The organism is Spiroplasma monobiae MQ-1, from assembly GCF_002865545.1.
Taxonomy (GTDB): Bacteria; Bacillota_I; Bacilli_A; order Mycoplasmatales; family Mycoplasmataceae; genus Spiroplasma_A; species Spiroplasma_A monobiae.
Map to the genome: position 1 here is coordinate 142,336 of NZ_CP025543.1, position 16,940 is coordinate 159,275.

A 16,940-nucleotide genomic window follows, 5' to 3' on the forward strand; every position below is an offset into this window, starting at 1 on the left:
ATGTATTCAGTAGAACAGATAAAAGAAATTCTTGTAAATTCAGATCATAAAAAAACAATTGTTTTACCAGAAGGTGAAGAACCTAAAATTCAAGAAGTTGCAAATTTACTTGTGAGAGAGAATATATCAAAAGTTATTATGTTGTTTCAAAAAGAAGTTTCAATTCCAAAAACTTTAGATTCAAAAATAGAAGTTATTGCAATTGATAAGATGAACAAAGAACCTTTGGTTCAAAAATTTATGGATTTAAGAAAAGAAAAAACCAATTTAGAGCAAGCAACAAAATTAATGGAGCAAGCTAGCTATATTGGGTCAATGTTTGTTAAAATGGAAAAAGCCGATTGTATGTTGTGTGGTATAACTTACACAACAGCTGATACAATTAGACCTGCATTGCAAATAATAAAAACTTCACCTGATGTTGCTTTGGCAGCAAGTGTTTTAATTATGAATAAAGGTGATGAGAATTACTTTTTTACAGATTGTGCTTTAAATTTAAAACCTACAAGTGAGCAACTAGCAGACATTGCAAAAATGACAGCTAAATTTGCACAATCATTTAATGTAAAAAATACTGAGGTAGCTCTATTAAGTTACTCAACCGATGGTTCGGGATCGGGAGAAGATGTGGCTCGAGTTAAACAAGCAGTTGAATTATTAGACAAGCAAACATTAGATTTTAATTATGCAGGAGAAATTCAATTTGATGCAGCATGAGACAAAGAGATTAGAGACAAAAAATTTAAAAATTGTAAATTAACCAAACAAACACCGGATGTATTTGTTTTTCCTGATATTAATTCAGGTAATATTGGTTACAAAATTGCTCAAAGAATGGGTGGATATGAAGCTATTGGACCATTTATTCTAGGGTTTAATAAACCTGTTAATGATTTAAGTCGTGGAGCCACATTAACAGATATAATTAATACAGCTATAATTACAATTTTCCAAGCAATGGAGGGGTAACATGATTTTAGTAGTTAATGCAGGAAGTAGTTCAATTAAGTTTAGATTATTTAATGATTCAGATATTAAAAATCCAGTTGATGTTCTTGATGGTATTGCAGAAAGAATAACTGTAGATGGTTTTGTTTCATTTAAATATGAAGGAAAAAAGTATGAATTTGACATGGAATTACCTAATCACGAAGTTGCAATTCAATTTATTTTGAATAAATTAATTGAATTAAATGTCATCGTTAATATTAATGATATAAATGCTGTTGGATTTAGGATTGTCCACGGAGTAACTATAAGCAAATCTTCAATTATTGATCAAAAAGTTTTTGAAACAATTAGTGAAGCTGTTAAATTGGCTCCTTTACATAACCCAGGTGCAATTATTGCAATTGAAGCTATTAAAAAAATAATGCCTAAAGCAAAAATGGTTGCTTGTTTTGATACGGCATTCCACCAAACTTTAGGTGAAGAACAATTTCTATATCCTGTTCCGTATTCTTGGTTTGAAGAACATGGAGTAAGAAAATATGGATTTCATGGAATTAGTTATCAGTATATAACTGAAAAAATGTCAGAAATTCTTGTTAAATCAAAAGATAAATTAAACCTTATTGTTTGTCATTTAGGAAATGGAGCAAGCATTACTTGCATTAAAAATGGTAAATCATTTGATACAACGATGGGATTGACTCCTCTTGCTGGTATTATGATGGGTACTAGAAGTGGTGATATTGATCCATCAATTATTGAATATATGTCTAAAGAATTAAATTTAGATGTTTCAAAAATAACAAATATTTTAAATAAGGAATCTGGATTATTGGGTTTAAGTGGTAAATCAAGCGATATGAGAGATATAACTGATGGTTATTTTAAGGGTGATAAAAATTATATAAGAGCTCTTAATAAATACACCCAAGTTGCTGCGGATTATATAGTCAAATTTGCAAACCTACTAGGAAACGATTTTGATGGTATAGTTTTTACAGCTGGGATTGGAGAAAATTCAGTAACAACAAGAAAATTAATTTTAGACAAATTACCCCTATTGAATATAGAAATTGACTCAGCAAAAAATGAGGAGTCATATGGGGATTATAAATATATTTCATCAAGAAATTCAAAAATTAAAGTTCTGGCTGTTAGAACCAACGAAGAACTAATGATTTGTAAAGATACAATCAATCTTACAAAATAAAAATAAGAAATAGACTTTAAAACAATAAAAAGTCTATTTTTTTGCCTTTTTTACAAAAAAAATAAAAAAAATATTGATTTTAATATTGCTAATATGCTATTATGAATAGGTAGAAATCTATCTATGGCTTTTTAGCTCAGTTGGTAGAGCAACCGGCTGTTAACCGGTTGGTCGCAGGTTCGAGTCCTGCAAAAGCCGCCATTTATATATGGCCTGTTGGTGAAGCGGTCAACACACACGGTTTTCATCCGTGCACACACGGGTTCGAACCCCGTACAGGCTACCATTATTTTATATTATATTTTTGGAGTGTTAGCTCAGTTGGGAGAGCTCCTGCCTTACAAGCAGGCGGTCGGCGGTTCGAGCCCGTCACACTCCACCATTTTTTTTGCTGATGTGGCTCAATTGGCAGAGCAACTGACTTGTAATCAGTAGGTTGTAGGTTCAAGTCCTATCATCAGCACCACGCAAGAAATCATCAACCATAAATGGTTGTTTTTTTATTGCTAAATCTATGTATTATATAATTAAGGAGTGAAAGTATGAAAAAAAATCTATCTTTAATTGCCTATATTTCATTAGCTCTTGCTTTATTAAATCAAATCTTTGTAATATCTTTTGCAAAATTAATATTTAAAAAAGTTAACAAAGTGGAGTTGGATGAAATGAGTTATATAATAATAATTATTGCAGTAATTTTTTTGACAATTATTGGAATAATAGCTACTTTATTTATCTTTAAAAATACTGTTAAATCAAGTTTTGTGGGGTCTATAATCTTAATTACATTGGGAGTTATGCTTTTACCTACAATATTTGGATTTACATGAATATTTGGAGTAATTAATATTATTTGTGGAATTTTGATGATTACAGTTGGCGCAATCCATCTTAAAACATCGAGAGAATACTTATAAAATTAAAATAAGTATTCTATTAAAAAGAAAAAAATGTTATTATAAATGTGTTAATTTTAACGTCTCGTTAGCTCAGTCGGTAGAGCAACTGGCTTTTAACCAGTGGGTCATAAGTTCAAGTCTTATACGGGACACCATTCATCCGGAATTGGCGGAATTGGCAGACGCACCAGACTTAGGATCTGGCGTGGTAACACGTGGGGGTTCAAGTCCCTTATTCCGGACCATAAAGAAACATAATCACGAAAGTGATTTTTTTTTTTTTTTTTAAAAAAAAAAAAAAAAACATTACCTTATTCTTGCAATTGAACCTAAAATTATATATATTCATTTTTAAGAAAAGTTGGAGAAATTGATGAAAAGTATTAATCTTGTAAAAAAAATTAATAAAAGAAGAAAAAATAACTCTTTAGTTTCTCTTTCTTTTCAATTTTCAAATCTATTTATATATAATTAATCAACCATTTTTATTGGTTGATTTTTTTTGTAAAAAGTTAGATTTAGAAGGAGGAAAAATGGAAGATAATAAAAAAATTGAGCTAATATTAGAACCTCACCAAAGACCTAAAAACTTTGGTCAGTGATCAATATTGTCAATTCAACATGTCTTTGCAATGTTTGGAGCTACAGTCCTTGTTCCTATGGTAATAAATGCCCAAGCACACAAAGACGGAATGGGTGATGCAATAAATATATCAATGGCATTATTTTGTTCTGGTTTTGGAACATTAATTTATATAGTTCTAACAAAAGCGAGGGTGCCAATATATTTAGGGAGCAGTTTTGCTTATATGTCGGTTATGGGTGTTGGTTGAGCACAGTGAGAAAACTCAATATTTATAGCTGTTTTTGTTGTAGGTTTAGTATATATACTTATGGGATTCATTATTCATTGAACGGGGGTTAAATGAATAAAAAAAGCATTTTCACCAATTGTTATAGGACCGATTGTAATAACAATAGGTTTAAGTGCTGTACCTAGTGCTTTGGGGAATGTTGGTTTCGCTTGGGCAGGGCCTCCTGAAGGTTTAAATTACCCACAATGATTGGCAATAATAATTGCCATAATTACATTTATGGTTGCAGCTCTTTGCATGTTAAAAGCAAAAAGTTTCTTTAAAATAATTCCAATACTAGTAGCTTTGGGTGTTGGTTATTTACTTTGTATAATTTTACATTTTAGTTTATCTGGTTTGGGTATCAAAATAATGGATACAAGTTTTATAACAAATACTAAAGATTGAGAATGATATCCAAGTTTTAAAGCTATATGAAAAGTTAATCCAAATACAATTGGGCCAGCGCTAGTAGCTATTGTGCCAATATCATTGGTAACTATGGTGGAGCACTTGGGTGATCATATAAATATTGGAACAATGACTGGAAGGGATTTCATAAAAAATCCAGGAGTAAGCAGAACTCTTATGGCTGATGGAGTTGCTATGAGTATTGCGGGTCTAATTGGTGGTCCTGCAAATGCAACTTATTCTGAAAATACAAGTGTTGTTGGTTTAACAAAAGTTGCCAGTGTTTGAGTAACGGGTTTAGCTGCAATATTTGCTATAGTTATGAGTTTCATCGCTCCAATAAATCAATTAATAAGAATGATACCAGCTCCTGTAATGGGGGGCATAAGTATAATGCTGTTTGGTATGATTGCTTCAAATGGTATCAAAATAATGCTGGATTCAAAAGTTGATTTAAAAAATGCCAAAAATCTAATCGTAATTTCTACAATATTAGCGATTGGTGTTGGAATGTCTGTTAGTGGAGCAAACATTGATATTAATGGTTTTAAAATAACTGGCTTATTCTTAGCTACAATTTGTGGGGTTCTATTAAACTTATTATTACCAGAGCATGACAATATGGGAATTATGACAATTTTTAAGAAAAAGAATAATAAATAGTTCAAAGGAAATGATTCTATAAAATAGAATCATTTTTTAATCTATTTTATAAAAATGAGTATTTCCTTTATAATCAATATTAGTAAATTGAGGTGGAAAGATGAAATTAAAAGAAAACGTTCTTATTTTTTCAGACTTAGATGGTACCGCTCTTGCAAGTACTCATAAATTTAGTGATAGAACAAAAGAAATGGTTAAAAAAGTATATGATAAAAATTATTACTTTATTCCAGTTACAGCTAGATGTACACTAGACACTTTTGATCAACAATCTATTTATTTAGGTTTAGATAAATTAAATGGTCTTGCAGCGGCTAACAATGGTACACATATCTATGACTTTAAAGAAAAGAAATGAATAAAAGAAGAGTATATATCAGCAGAATCTTTAAAAGAGGTTTTTGATATAACGTTTGGCAAAATTGGTAAATACAAAGTGCACTTTATAGGAGATGACATTTACTATGTGTATGGCGAGGGTGAAAATTCAAAATACTGAAGTGATATTATGAAAACCGACTATAAAGTTATTCAAAATTTTGAAGATATTGATAGAAAGATAAATCACATTACAGTTATATTAGAAAAAAACCCTTCACAACAAAGTGTTGAAGAATTTTACAAAGATTTTTCTGGTATAAGCAATGAACTTGATATAATTAAATATACAGAGAGGGTTTATGAATTGGCTATTAAAGGAATTCATAAGGGATCTGTGGTTAAAGAAGTCTTAAATTACTTAGGACTAGACAAATCAAATACAACAACATTTGGATTTGGAGATAGTTTTAACGATTTTGAATTAGCAGCACAAGTTGAATACTTTATTGCAATGGGAAATGGTTTGGAAGAACTAAAAAACAAAGCATCATTTGTTACAAAATCAAATGATGAAAACGGTGTAGCTGATTTTATTGAAAAAAATATACTATAAAAGGAGAAAACAGATTATGGCAGTAAAAGTTATAAATACAGTAGAAGAATTTGAACAAGAAATCGCAAAAGAAGCAACAGTGGTTGACTTTTATGCAGAATGATGTGGACCTTGCAAAATGTTAGCACCAATATTTGATTTAACTTCAAATGAAGAAACATCAGTTAACTTCATTAAGGTTGATACAGACAAACTAACAGAGGTTGCACAAAAATATAATGTTATGTCAATTCCCACATTAATTATGTTTAAAAACGGAGAAGTTGTTAAACAAAATAGTGGATTTATGTCAAAAGATATTTTAAAACAATTTATAAAATAGGGGGTAGAAAATTGTGGTTAAATTAATAGCGCTTGATGTCGATGGGACTTTAGTTAAAAAGAAAAATTTAGTATCTAAAAAAAATATCAACGCAATAAATGAAGCACGTAAAAAAGGTGTAAAAATTTGTATTGCGACAGGTAGAAATATAACAAGAGCTGTAAAAGTTGCTAAAGCAATTGGAATTGATTTAGCTCACGAATATGTAATTACCCTAAATGGTGGAGCAACTTATAAATACGATGGTTTAGCAACACCTAAATTGATTGAAGAACACTTATTTGAAATGGACGACTTTAAAACAATTTATGACAAAGCAAAACAATACAGGTTAAGCACATTTAGTTATGCAGAAGATCCTAATGTTTCTTATGTTGTTAAAAAGAACTTTTTCACTTATGTTCTTAAAAAAGTTTCTGGAAGAAAATTAATTAAATACAACAGAGATGAAATAGACGGGAAATCATACAAAATAATAATTTATGGTAACAAAAAAGGAATAGCTAAAATAAAAGAGGATTTAAAACCAAAAGGTTATGAAATGTTCTCTTGAAGTTATGTTCCTCACTCTTCAAATATTGAAGTTAATCCAAAAGGTGTAGATAAACTTTATGCATTACAAAAAGTTGCTGCAAATTATGGAATTGACTCAAAAGATATAATGTTTTTTGGAGATGGTGACAATGATATTAAAGCTATAAAATGAGTTGGTCACGGAATTGCCATGGGAAATTCTAAAAAAGATTTAAAAGAAATAGCTAGTGGTTCAACAAAAACAAATAAACGCCACGGTGTAGGTCATTACATCATAAAAGAATTGCTTAAAAGTGCTAAGTAGCACTTTTTTTATTTTTTATAATTTTCATAAAATAAAATAAAATATATATATAATTATCTTATGAAAAAACAAGGGAGGATTACTATGAAATTGCAAAGTGTAATAAACATAAATCAATATCTAATTTCGGAATGATTTAACGTAGTAATTACTCGTGTTGAATGATTTGAAAAGGTTTTAGAGACCGAAATGCTCCTCCTGATTGCGTAATATATTTTAATTAAGATTACGCGTTAAAAATTTAATATTTTAAAAGGAGAACATATTATGAACAACAATAATATTTTAGAGATTAGAAATCTTACTAAAAGTTATGATGGAAAAGTTGTTTTAAAAGGTGTTGGTTTTAATATTAAAGAAGGAGAGTTCATAACTCTTTTAGGACCTTCTGGGTGTGGAAAAACAACTACTTTAAACATAATAGGTGGTAGAGAAAAACAAGATACTGGCGATTTGTTATTTGAAGGTAAGGATTTAACCCCAATACCAAGTAATAAAAGACAAATTAACACAATCTTTCAAAACTACGCACTTTTCCCGCATTATGATGTTTATGACAATATTGCTTATGGATTAAGAGTTAAAAAAATGAAAGAAGACTTAATCACAAAAGAAGTAATGAAATATATTAAGAAATTCTCTCTTGAGGGAATGGAAAATAAAAGAGTTCATGAACTTAGTGGTGGTCAAAAACAACGTGTTGCTATTGCAAGAGCACTTGTTTTGAAACCAAAAATTTTACTACTTGATGAACCAATGTCGGCTCTTGACGTTCAATTAAGAAAAAGAATGCAAGATGAATTAAAAGAACTACAAGAAGAAATAGGAATTACTTTTATTTTGGTAACTCACGATCAAGAAGAAGCTTTGACTTTGAGTGATAGAATTGTGGTCATGAACGATGGACAAATACAACAAATTGGTACACCAGAAGAAATATACAACGAACCAGAAAATAGGTGGGTTGCAAACTTTATTGGAGTATCTAATGTTATTGGAAATGGTGTATTTATAAAAGACTTAAAAGTTAAATTTGATGGAAAAGAATTTGACTGTACAGATAAAGGGTTTGGAGACAATGAAGAAAATATCGACATTGTTTTAAGACCTGAAGATTTACAGATTGTAGAACCAAACAAAGGTTTCTTTAATGGTTCGGTTGAAAACATAATTTTCAAAGGTGTGCACTATGAAATTACTATTAAAACAGAAAATAGAATGTATATAGTTCACACAACTGAATTCCATGATTTTGATAAAGAAGTTTCTATTAAATGAAATCCAGAAGATTTACACATAATGTGAAAAGAAATTGATGAATAATTTAGTTAACGAAAAAGACATTATTGAAACACAAAATAATGTTGAATTCGAAAAAGAATTAGACGATATTGAAAACATTGAATCTGAAGGAACAGAAATAGAAATAGAAATACCAAAAGTTAAATTTAAAGATAAAATAGCAGAATTTAAAATCGTAAAAGGACTAAGGGGAAAGGTTTGACCTATTATGCTCCCTTTTATGGTTGTAATGGGATTTTTAGTTGTACTTCCACTACTTGGAATAGTTATATTTGCAATAGTTGAAGCAACTGGGAACAGTATTAAATTTAAAATTGACTTTACAAACTTTATAAAATTATTAACATCAGGATCAATTCTATATGTTATGTTTTTATCTTTGCTTTATGCATTTATTGCAAGTTTAATTTGTGTTGCTTGTGCATATCCGATTGCTTTGGTTATGGCTCAACTGAAAAATAAAATGCTTGCTAAAAATGTTTGAGTGTTAGTGACGTTGCCTATTTGAATAAGTATGATTCTAAAAATACTTGGATTAAGAAGTTTATTCTTATTAATTTCTCCAAGTGTTTTAGGAACTCCAATTGCAGTTGTTATTGGTATGGTGTACATGTTTTTACCATTTGCAATCTCACCAATTTATAATGCAATTGAAAATCAAGACCCAAATTATTATTTAGCTGCTTTGGATTTAAAGGCAAGTAAGTCAAGAGCTTTTTGACAAACAACTTTTAGACAATCTTTACCAGGAGTCTTTGCTGGATTTACATTAGTTTTAGTACAAGCAGCAACATCATTGCTGATTGTAAGATATATGGGTGATGGAAAAATAAATTTAATTACAACCATTATAGAGAACTACTTCTTTAGGGGTACAGACTTTACTTTTGGTGCAACAATAGCTATTGTTTTGGCTTTGCTTTTATTTGCAATTATGGGGGTTATGAAGTTAATCTCAAACAAATTCGAGGTGAAAGGAGCATCTAAAAAATGAAAAAATTCATCAAATCAAGTTACTTCTTAATAATGATGTTATTCATCTATGTTCCTATTGCTGTTATGATTTTATTCTCATTTAACTCTGGGAATAGCACAAGTAGTTGAAGTGGATTTAGTTTAGAATGATATTCAAAACTAATAACTAACTCACCGTTTATGAAATCAATTACAGTCTCTTTGTTTGTGGCAATGGTTTCAACAATAATTTCATTAATTATTGGTATGATGGCTGTAGTTGGTTTAACTAAAATAAGAAAAAGAACAGCTGATAACTGAGTTAGAATAGCAAACATTCCATTAGTAAATGCAGATGTAATTACTGCTGTTGGATTAATGTTAATTTTTGTTCTAGCTGGTGTTAAGTTTGGTATTGTAACTTTAATTGCTGCACACGTTTCATTTAACGTGCCTTATGTAATTATTACAGTTTTGCCATTTATGAATAGAATTGATAAAAATGTTTTAGAAGCATCAAAAGACTTGGGTGGAAACCAAAGACAAACTTTCTATAAAGTTGTTTTACCAATCTTAACTCCATGTATTATTACAGCTGCTGCAATTTGTTTTGCGATGAGTTTTGATGACTTTATTATTTCTTACTTTACAGGTGGAGGACAAACTAATGTTTCAACTTTCATTTATACCGCAAAAAGAATGCAACCTTATATAAATGCATTTGGAACTTTATTAGTTGCATCAATTGTATTTATTATTTTGGTTTGAAACATTATTACATTTTCAATCCAAAGATCAAAAGAAGTTAAATTACAAATTAAAAAAGGTGAATATAAAATTAAACTTATTTCAAAAATTGAAAATGAAATTCTATATTTACAAAATTGTCTTTCAACAGGAACAAAAATTGAAAGATCTAAAAATTTGAAATTGTTAGCTCAATATAGATTGCTTAAATTTCAAATTAGAGCGCTTAATAATAAAAATAATAATAAAAAAATTAGTAAATTAGAATGAAAAAAGGAATTAATTTCATCAGAAATTAAAAGCGAAAAAAGATACTTTACTATTTTTAAAAAATTAAATATTAAAAAATCTCAAATAGAGTCAAAAATTAAATTAATGACTAATGATAAAAAAATTAAAAGGTACGAACAAGTTCTATCAAAATTAGATAGAAAAATTAACAAATATGATAAGGAAATAGAATGAATAAATAACAGAAATGAAATTGATAAGGAAAGATCGCACGACATTGGACAACAAATTGTAGATTTAAAAGAAGAGTTAGCCGGACTTGAAAATCCAAGTGCTAAATTAGTTTCTTGATATAACAAGAAAATTAAAGTTCTTTCAATAAAAAGAGATAGTTTATTGGAGGGAAGAAACCAATATAAACTTAGAGTTACTATTGAAAAACTTGCCCTAATTCAAAAAGACAATCAAGAAAAATCAGAAATTAAATATAAACAATTTAAAGAAATTGAAGAAAAAGTATTTAGAAAAATATCTTTAGTTGAATCTATCGACAAACAAATTGAATTTTTAGATAAAGAAAATGAAAACTACAAAAATAAATTAGCTGAATTAAAAACTTTAAGAAAAGAAAAACTTGAAGATGCAACAGAGGATTTAAGATCTAAACTGGCTACAAGTGAAGAAAAACTTGATAAAGTAAACAAACACGTAAAAGCCAAAAAAGATAAATATTTCCCTGATGTTTTAGAAGAGAACTATGTTCCAAAATCAAATAGATGAATTAAAAGAAATTGAAAACAACTTACTATGGGAACTGCCCTTTTAGGGTCATTCTCATTGTTAACAACTGCTTATGTTATGAATAACATTTATGACTTAACAATTGGTAACTGAGGAAGCTATATTGACCCAGAATTAATTACAGAATTTGAACAAGAAACAGGTTTAAAAGTTAATTATCAACAATATGATTCAAATGAATCATTATATAACAAGACTTATACATTTAACTATGACATTATGGTTCCAAGTGACTACATGGTTGAAAAACTAGCTACAGAGGGTGGTTTACAAAGAATTGATTGATGTAAAGTTGAAAATATTGCTGCACCTGACGGTAGAACAAATCCACAAGAATGTGAAGAAGTGGTAGAAACAGAAACTGAAAATGAAGTTCGTGAAGGTCAAAATGATGACGGATATGAATTACATTACAATGAAGGTATTAGAAAAGTTCATGAAAATAGTGAGTTTACTGACGCTGAAGGGGTGGAATCAAACCTTCTAGATTACTCAATACCTTGATTCTGGGGTGATGTAAGAATTGTATTTAACTTAGGTGAATATGAAAATGGAAAATTTATTCATAACGAACCATTGGTAGAATTCTTATCTGCAAAAGGTGTAATAGAAGAAAATAAAGACGAAAACAATAATCCAAATGAAAATTACGAAAATGAACCTTATATTGTAAATGAAGATAAATTATCTTGAAATATTTTGTGAGAAGCTGCTAATGCAAACTTCAATTTAGCATTAAACGAAGATCCAAAAAATGTGTTTATGTATGGTTTCCAAAAATTATATGGAACAGTACAAGCAGAAGATAATTTAGCAATTAATGATTTGAATAACAAAATTTCAAAACAACAGCAAGTTGATAATGTATCAAAAGAAATAGATACATTAGTAAGTCACAGAAATGTAGGACTTTATGGAGATCAATTGTTAGATAAAGTTCATGATAAAGATTTTGATATTGCTGTTATGTATAATGGTGACCTAATTTATGCAATGCAAGATGATTTTGAAAGTGAAGCAGAAGAAGATTCGATTTCTAATTTAGAAAATGAAAATGAATCAAATGACTACAAATTCACAGTCGTTTCAGGCGTTCCTGACGCTAATTTACAACAAAATGTATTTATTGACGGAGAAAAAGTTAATAAAGAATCAACTAACTTATGAAGTGACAACCTTGTTATTTCAAGTGTTAACTCAAATTTAGATGCAACATACAAGTTTATAAACTTTATGTATGAAAGAGAAGCTCAAAAAGCCTTAATTGATGAAACTGGTATGCCAACAGCATTTGATGAAATGTTGGATTATGGTATGAAACAAGGTGATGAATGGGCTAAATGATTCACTCCAAGTAATAGGGGCTCTGCATTTGGTTTTGATGAAAAAATAGATAATTATCTTGTTGATAAATTTAACCAAATAATTTCTACAAAACACTAGAATTAAAGCCCTTTTTTAAGGGTTTTTATTTTTTTAACCTTTATGATTAATCTATACTAGATTTTAGTTTTTTTTAGTATAATCATTTAGGTAATGGTACCATAGCCAAGAGGCTAAGGCATGGGACTGCAACTCCCTGATCGTCGGTTCGACTCCGACTGGTACCTCCAAAATGAATTTAAAAGAGCAAATAGTGCTCTTTTTTATTTATTTTATTAAAAAAGACACATATTGTTTTTTTATTTGCTATAATAAATATTGTCAATTTTGTACAAAGTTGATAAAAAAAGAACAAAATGTAATATAATATTTTTGGTTGTTTTCACACAAAAATGCGCCCTTAGATCAATTGGATAGATCGTTTGACTACGGATCAAAAGGTTAGGGGTTCGAGTCCCTTAGGGCGCGCCATTATTGAGAGCAATCATGAATATTATTAAATATTCATATACTTCGGGAAGTGGCTCAGCTTGGTAGAGCATTCGGTTTGGGACCGAAGGGTCGCAGGTTCGAATCCTGTCTTCCCGACCATTTAATTTAATATTTTATTTATATATGGGCCCGTAGCTCAGCTGGGAGAGCACCTGCCTTGCACGCAGGGGGTCGACGGTTCGATCCCGTTCGGGTCCACCATATATATGGCGGGGTAGCTCAGCTGGTTAGAGCGCTCGGCTCATACCCGGGAGGTCAAGAGTTCAAGTCTCTTCCCCGCTACCATATATTTTATTGTTTATTTTATATTTTGGACCTTTAGCTCAGTTGGTTAGAGCATCCGGCTCATAACCGGATGGTCATTGGTTCGAGTCCAATAAGGTCCACCATCATGATGACTCTATTATGATCATGAAGGGGCAAAACAAAATACGGAAGATTACCCAAGCCTGGCTGAAGGGGTCGGTCTTGAAAACCGAGAGTCGGGGAAACCCGAGCGGGGGTTCGAATCCCTCATCTTCCGCCATTTTTATCGCGGGGTGGAGCAGTTGGTAGCTCGTCGGGCTCATAACCCGAAGGTCGTAGGTTCAAGTCCTGCCCCCGCAACCATTTGGCCCCATAGCGAAGTTGGTTATCGCGCCTCCCTGTCACGGAGGAGATCACGGGTTCGAGTCCCGTTGGGGTCGCCATTATCGGTTTTGTAGCTCAGTTGGTAGAGCAATTGATTGAAGCTCAATGTGTCGGCGGTTCAACTCCGTCCAAAACCACCATTTATGAAAACGAGAGGCGTCATAGAATGACGTTTTTTTATTCAAAAATATCAAAAAAAATTAATTTTTTAATTGTATTTTAAAAGTTAATATTCTATAATTAATATTGTTTTACGGAGTATAGCTCAGCTGGTTAGAGCGCACCCCTGATAAGGGTGAGGTCGGTGGTTCAAGTCCACTTATTCCGACCATTAAGAAAAATATTTAACACCCATTAAGGGTGTTTTTTTATTTTTATGTAGGTATAATAATAGCGGTTTAGAAAAGAGGTGGTAAATATGAGTATTCCTTCCGTCGATCAGTTAGAAATATTAATAAAAAATAAAACGGTAAGAAGTATTGCTAATTTACCATCTGTTTTTGCATTGTCAAAATAGATATTTAAGTTAGCTTTCATAAATAAGGAGAACGATGTTATGAGAACTAAGAAAAAGTTAAATAATAATTATAATAATCAAATTTCCGAGTTTGTTAAATTAGATCAAGCTCAAACATTAAAAAAACTTGAAGTTTCTAACTTTGGTCTTACAGAAGAACAAGTTGAAATACAAAAGGAAAAGTTTGGAGATAATAGCTTAAAAGAAAAGAAATTCAATTACTTACTTTCATTTATCAAATCATTTTTTAGTCCATTCAATCTAATTTTGATTGTAATAGATTCATTTAGCTTCTATCAATATGCACAAGAACCAGAACCATCTGATTTGGTTGGTGCTTTATTGGTTCTAACAATGATTTTAATAAGTGGAACAATTTACTTTGTCCAAGAAATAAGAGCTTTTAGTGTTATTAAAAAAATGACATTTGAAAATAAGCACATGACTAAAACTATTAGAGGTGTTGATTTCAAAGTAAAAGATATTGATAATGCTAATTCAATTAAGTTAATTAAAGAACATGAACAAATTGAAAACTCAGAATTAGTTCCTGGTGATTTAATATATGTATCAAATGGCGATTTAATTCCAGCAGATGTAAAAGTTATTTGATCAAATAACTTATATTTAAATCAATCTTCTTTAACTGGAGAGTCATTTCCTGTTCAAAAGAAAACAACTAATGAAAAAGAAAGTTATTTGGAATATCAAAATGTTTGTTATATGGGAACAGAAGTTGTTTCCGGATCAGCGCTTTGTGTTGTAATTCAAACAGGGCAAAAAACTTATTTCTCAGCAATAAATGATAAAGTTACTGAAAAAAGAAGTAAGAATTCATTTGAAAAAGGTATTTGAAAAATAACAATGTTGTTAATTTCATTTATGCTTGCAGTTACACCAATAGTATTTTTGGTTTTTGGTTTAAGACCTGGTGAAATTGATGATAAATGATTTGCAGCTGCAATGTTTGCTATTTCAATAGCTGTAGGTTTAACTCCAGAAATGTTGCCAGTAATTGTTACTGCAAACCTTTCGAGGGGTTATTCAAAAATTAAAAAAGAAAATGTTATTGTTAAAAATTTAAACGCTGTTCAAAATATGGGTGCAATAGATATTTTATGTACAGATAAAACCGGAACAATAACAAGTGGTGAAATTAAGCTAGATCATGTTTTTGATATTAAAAGTCAAAAAAATGAAATGATAGAACATGTTTTATATTTAAATAGTTATTTCCAATCTGGATTCCAAAATCCAATTGATCAAGCAGTTTTGCTTAGCAAAAACATAAGCGCACCAAATCTTGATGAATATACAAAAGAATGAGAAGTTCCTTTTGACTTCCAAAGAAAGATATTGTCTGTGATCTTATCAAAAAACGGAGAAAAAGAAATATTTACAAAAGGGGCAATTGAAGAGGTTTTAAAAGTATGTAACCGTATTTATATAAATGGTGACATTGTAAAACTAACTCAAGAACACATTGATAAAATTATTAAAAAATCAGATGATTACAATAATGATGGTTTCAGAGTTATTGGTATAGCTCATAACCAACTAGAAGATGAAGATATAGAAGAAGATTTGGTATTCTATGGATTTGGTACATTCTTTGATGAACCAAAGAAAACTTCAAAAAAAATTATTAAAGAATTAGCCGAAAAGGGAATTGCTACAAAAGTATTGACCGGAGACAACGAAGTTATTACAAGAGCTATTTGTTCAAAAGTTGATTTTAAAATTGAAAAATTATATTCAGGTAAAGAAATCGAAGCAATGAGCGAAGAACAATTACACAAAGCAGTTCGTAAAGGAAATGTTTTTGTTAAGTTAAGTCCAATACATAAATCAACAATTATTAGAGCTTTAAAAGAACAAGGTCATGTTGTGGGATTCATGGGTGATGGAATTAATGATGCACCAGTATTAAGAGAATCTGATGTCGCTATTTCTTTTGATGAAGCATCAAACATAGCAAAAGAAGCTGCAGACATTATCTTAATGGAAGAATCATTATTACCAATTAGCGCGGCAGTTCATGAAGGAAGAGTTTCATTAGCCAATATATTAAAATATATTAAAGTTACTGTTGCTTCAAACTTTGGAAATGTGTTAAGTGTTCTTGTTGCATTGTTCTTAACTATGGCAGAACCAATGCAACCACTACACTTGTTAACACAAAACTTATTATACGATATAGTGATGTTTGCATTTATATTCGATAAAGTTGATAGTAAATTCACTGACAAACCTAGACCTTTAAGAACTAAAAATATTATTTGATTTACAGTTATAAATGGTCCTGTAAGTTCAATATTTGATATATCAACATTCTTGGTTCTATTATATGGATATCATATTGTAAATCCAGGTATCGGTTCTGGTGTAGCTCAACCTGATCCAGAAGCATTGGCTGTATTTAATGGTAGTTGATTCGTTGTTGGATTAATGACTCAAACAGCTGTTATGCAAATGTATAGAACTGAAAAAATACCATTTATTCAATCAAATGGTTCATGACAAGTTACAGTGTCAACAATATTTGTATGTTCAATGGCAGTAATTGTACCATATGGATTTATGAGCATCCCAGCAATAAGTCAGGGTATGAAAATGGGTGTACCACCGATGACATTCCTACCAATTGCTTTAGGTTTTGTGGCTGCTTATATGATGCTTGCACAAGCGATTAAAATGTTATACATTAAAATGTTTAAAGAATGATTGTAAAAACTTAAACTTATGTTTAAGTTTTTCTTTATTCAGTTTAAATGATTAACACAAATAAAGTTTTAATGTAA

General features: G+C 30.2%; 11 protein-coding genes and 17 tRNA genes. All 28 read left to right on the forward strand.

What is annotated here, in order from left to right; all coding sequences use genetic code 4:
• The 28 genes from pta to mgtA all read left to right on the forward strand — a co-directional run bounded on the left by pta (nt 1) and on the right by mgtA (nt 16,869).
• The gene (pta, locus tag SMONO_RS00650; RefSeq protein WP_101780432.1) at nt 1-969 is read left to right on the forward strand and encodes a phosphate acetyltransferase; all 969 of its coding nucleotides are present in this window, start codon (nt 1-3) and stop codon (nt 967-969) included.
• Nucleotide 970: 1 nt separating this feature from the next.
• On the forward strand, nt 971-2,161 hold the full coding sequence (locus SMONO_RS00655) for an acetate kinase (protein WP_101780433.1): 1,191 nt from the start codon (nt 971-973) through the stop codon (nt 2,159-2,161).
• A 125-nt stretch (nt 2,162-2,286) separates the two neighbouring features.
• Nucleotides 2,287-2,362 (forward strand) — tRNA-Asn (locus tag SMONO_RS00660).
• A 9-nt stretch (nt 2,363-2,371) separates the two neighbouring features.
• Nucleotides 2,372-2,447, forward strand: a tRNA-Glu gene (locus SMONO_RS00665).
• A 20-nt stretch (nt 2,448-2,467) separates the two neighbouring features.
• Nucleotides 2,468-2,543, forward strand: a tRNA-Val gene (locus tag SMONO_RS00670).
• Between the two features lie 8 nt (nt 2,544-2,551).
• Nucleotides 2,552-2,627, forward strand: a tRNA-Thr gene (locus SMONO_RS00675).
• 76 nt (nt 2,628-2,703) lie between these two features.
• Nucleotides 2,704-3,078, forward strand: a complete 375-nt coding sequence (locus SMONO_RS00680; RefSeq protein ID WP_101780434.1) for a hypothetical protein — start codon at nt 2,704-2,706, stop codon at nt 3,076-3,078.
• A 61-nt stretch (nt 3,079-3,139) separates the two neighbouring features.
• Nucleotides 3,140-3,215, forward strand: a tRNA-Lys gene (locus SMONO_RS00685).
• 5 nt (nt 3,216-3,220) lie between these two features.
• A tRNA-Leu gene (locus tag SMONO_RS00690) sits at nt 3,221-3,305 on the forward strand.
• 288 nt (nt 3,306-3,593) lie between these two features.
• On the forward strand, nt 3,594-4,988 hold the full coding sequence (locus SMONO_RS00695) for a uracil-xanthine permease family protein (protein WP_101780435.1): 1,395 nt from the start codon (nt 3,594-3,596) through the stop codon (nt 4,986-4,988).
• Between the two features lie 100 nt (nt 4,989-5,088).
• Complete coding sequence (locus SMONO_RS00700; RefSeq protein WP_101780436.1) at nt 5,089-5,922, forward strand: HAD-IIB family hydrolase; 834 nt, start codon at nt 5,089-5,091, stop codon at nt 5,920-5,922.
• 16 nt (nt 5,923-5,938) lie between these two features.
• Nucleotides 5,939-6,244, forward strand: coding sequence for a thioredoxin (gene trxA / locus SMONO_RS00705; protein WP_101780437.1), 306 nt, complete (start codon nt 5,939-5,941; stop codon nt 6,242-6,244).
• Between the two features lie 13 nt (nt 6,245-6,257).
• A complete protein-coding gene (locus SMONO_RS00710; protein WP_101780438.1) occupies nt 6,258-7,082 on the forward strand; it encodes a Cof-type HAD-IIB family hydrolase in 825 nt (274 codons plus the stop codon).
• Between the two features lie 267 nt (nt 7,083-7,349).
• Nucleotides 7,350-8,405: a spermidine/putrescine ABC transporter ATP-binding protein gene (gene potA / locus SMONO_RS00715; RefSeq protein WP_101780439.1), complete on the forward strand. Its 1,056-nt coding sequence runs from the start codon at nt 7,350-7,352 to the stop codon at nt 8,403-8,405.
• Nucleotides 8,398-9,408 (forward strand): spermidine/putrescine ABC transporter permease, encoded by a 1,011-nt coding sequence (gene potB, locus SMONO_RS00720; RefSeq protein WP_211277584.1) that lies wholly within the window; start codon nt 8,398-8,400, stop codon nt 9,406-9,408. The genes potA and potB overlap by 8 nt, the downstream gene beginning before the upstream one ends.
• Complete coding sequence (potCD, locus tag SMONO_RS00725) at nt 9,375-12,560, forward strand: spermidine/putrescine ABC transporter permease/substrate-binding protein (RefSeq protein WP_101780441.1); 3,186 nt, start codon at nt 9,375-9,377, stop codon at nt 12,558-12,560. The genes potB and potCD overlap by 34 nt, the downstream gene beginning before the upstream one ends.
• Nucleotides 12,561-12,655: 95 nt before the next feature.
• A tRNA-Cys gene (locus SMONO_RS00730) sits at nt 12,656-12,730 on the forward strand.
• A 164-nt stretch (nt 12,731-12,894) separates the two neighbouring features.
• A tRNA-Arg gene (locus SMONO_RS00735) sits at nt 12,895-12,971 on the forward strand.
• Between the two features lie 43 nt (nt 12,972-13,014).
• Nucleotides 13,015-13,091, forward strand: a tRNA-Pro gene (locus SMONO_RS00740).
• A 26-nt stretch (nt 13,092-13,117) separates the two neighbouring features.
• Nucleotides 13,118-13,193 (forward strand) — tRNA-Ala (locus SMONO_RS00745).
• 7 nt (nt 13,194-13,200) lie between these two features.
• Nucleotides 13,201-13,277 (forward strand) — tRNA-Met (locus tag SMONO_RS00750).
• A 27-nt stretch (nt 13,278-13,304) separates the two neighbouring features.
• Nucleotides 13,305-13,381: transfer RNA gene (locus SMONO_RS00755), tRNA-Ile, on the forward strand.
• A gap of 44 nt (nt 13,382-13,425) precedes the next feature.
• Nucleotides 13,426-13,518 (forward strand) — tRNA-Ser (locus tag SMONO_RS00760).
• Between the two features lie 7 nt (nt 13,519-13,525).
• Nucleotides 13,526-13,601: transfer RNA gene (locus tag SMONO_RS00765), tRNA-Met, on the forward strand.
• Nucleotides 13,602-13,604: 3 nt separating this feature from the next.
• Nucleotides 13,605-13,681 (forward strand) — tRNA-Asp (locus tag SMONO_RS00770).
• Nucleotides 13,682-13,686: 5 nt separating this feature from the next.
• Nucleotides 13,687-13,762: transfer RNA gene (locus tag SMONO_RS00775), tRNA-Phe, on the forward strand.
• Nucleotides 13,763-13,876: 114 nt separating this feature from the next.
• Nucleotides 13,877-13,953, forward strand: a tRNA-Ile gene (locus SMONO_RS00780).
• A 225-nt stretch (nt 13,954-14,178) separates the two neighbouring features.
• Nucleotides 14,179-16,869: a magnesium-translocating P-type ATPase gene (gene mgtA, locus SMONO_RS00785; RefSeq protein WP_101780442.1), complete on the forward strand. Its 2,691-nt coding sequence runs from the start codon at nt 14,179-14,181 to the stop codon at nt 16,867-16,869.
• The last annotated feature ends 71 nt before the right edge of the window (nt 16,870-16,940 follow it).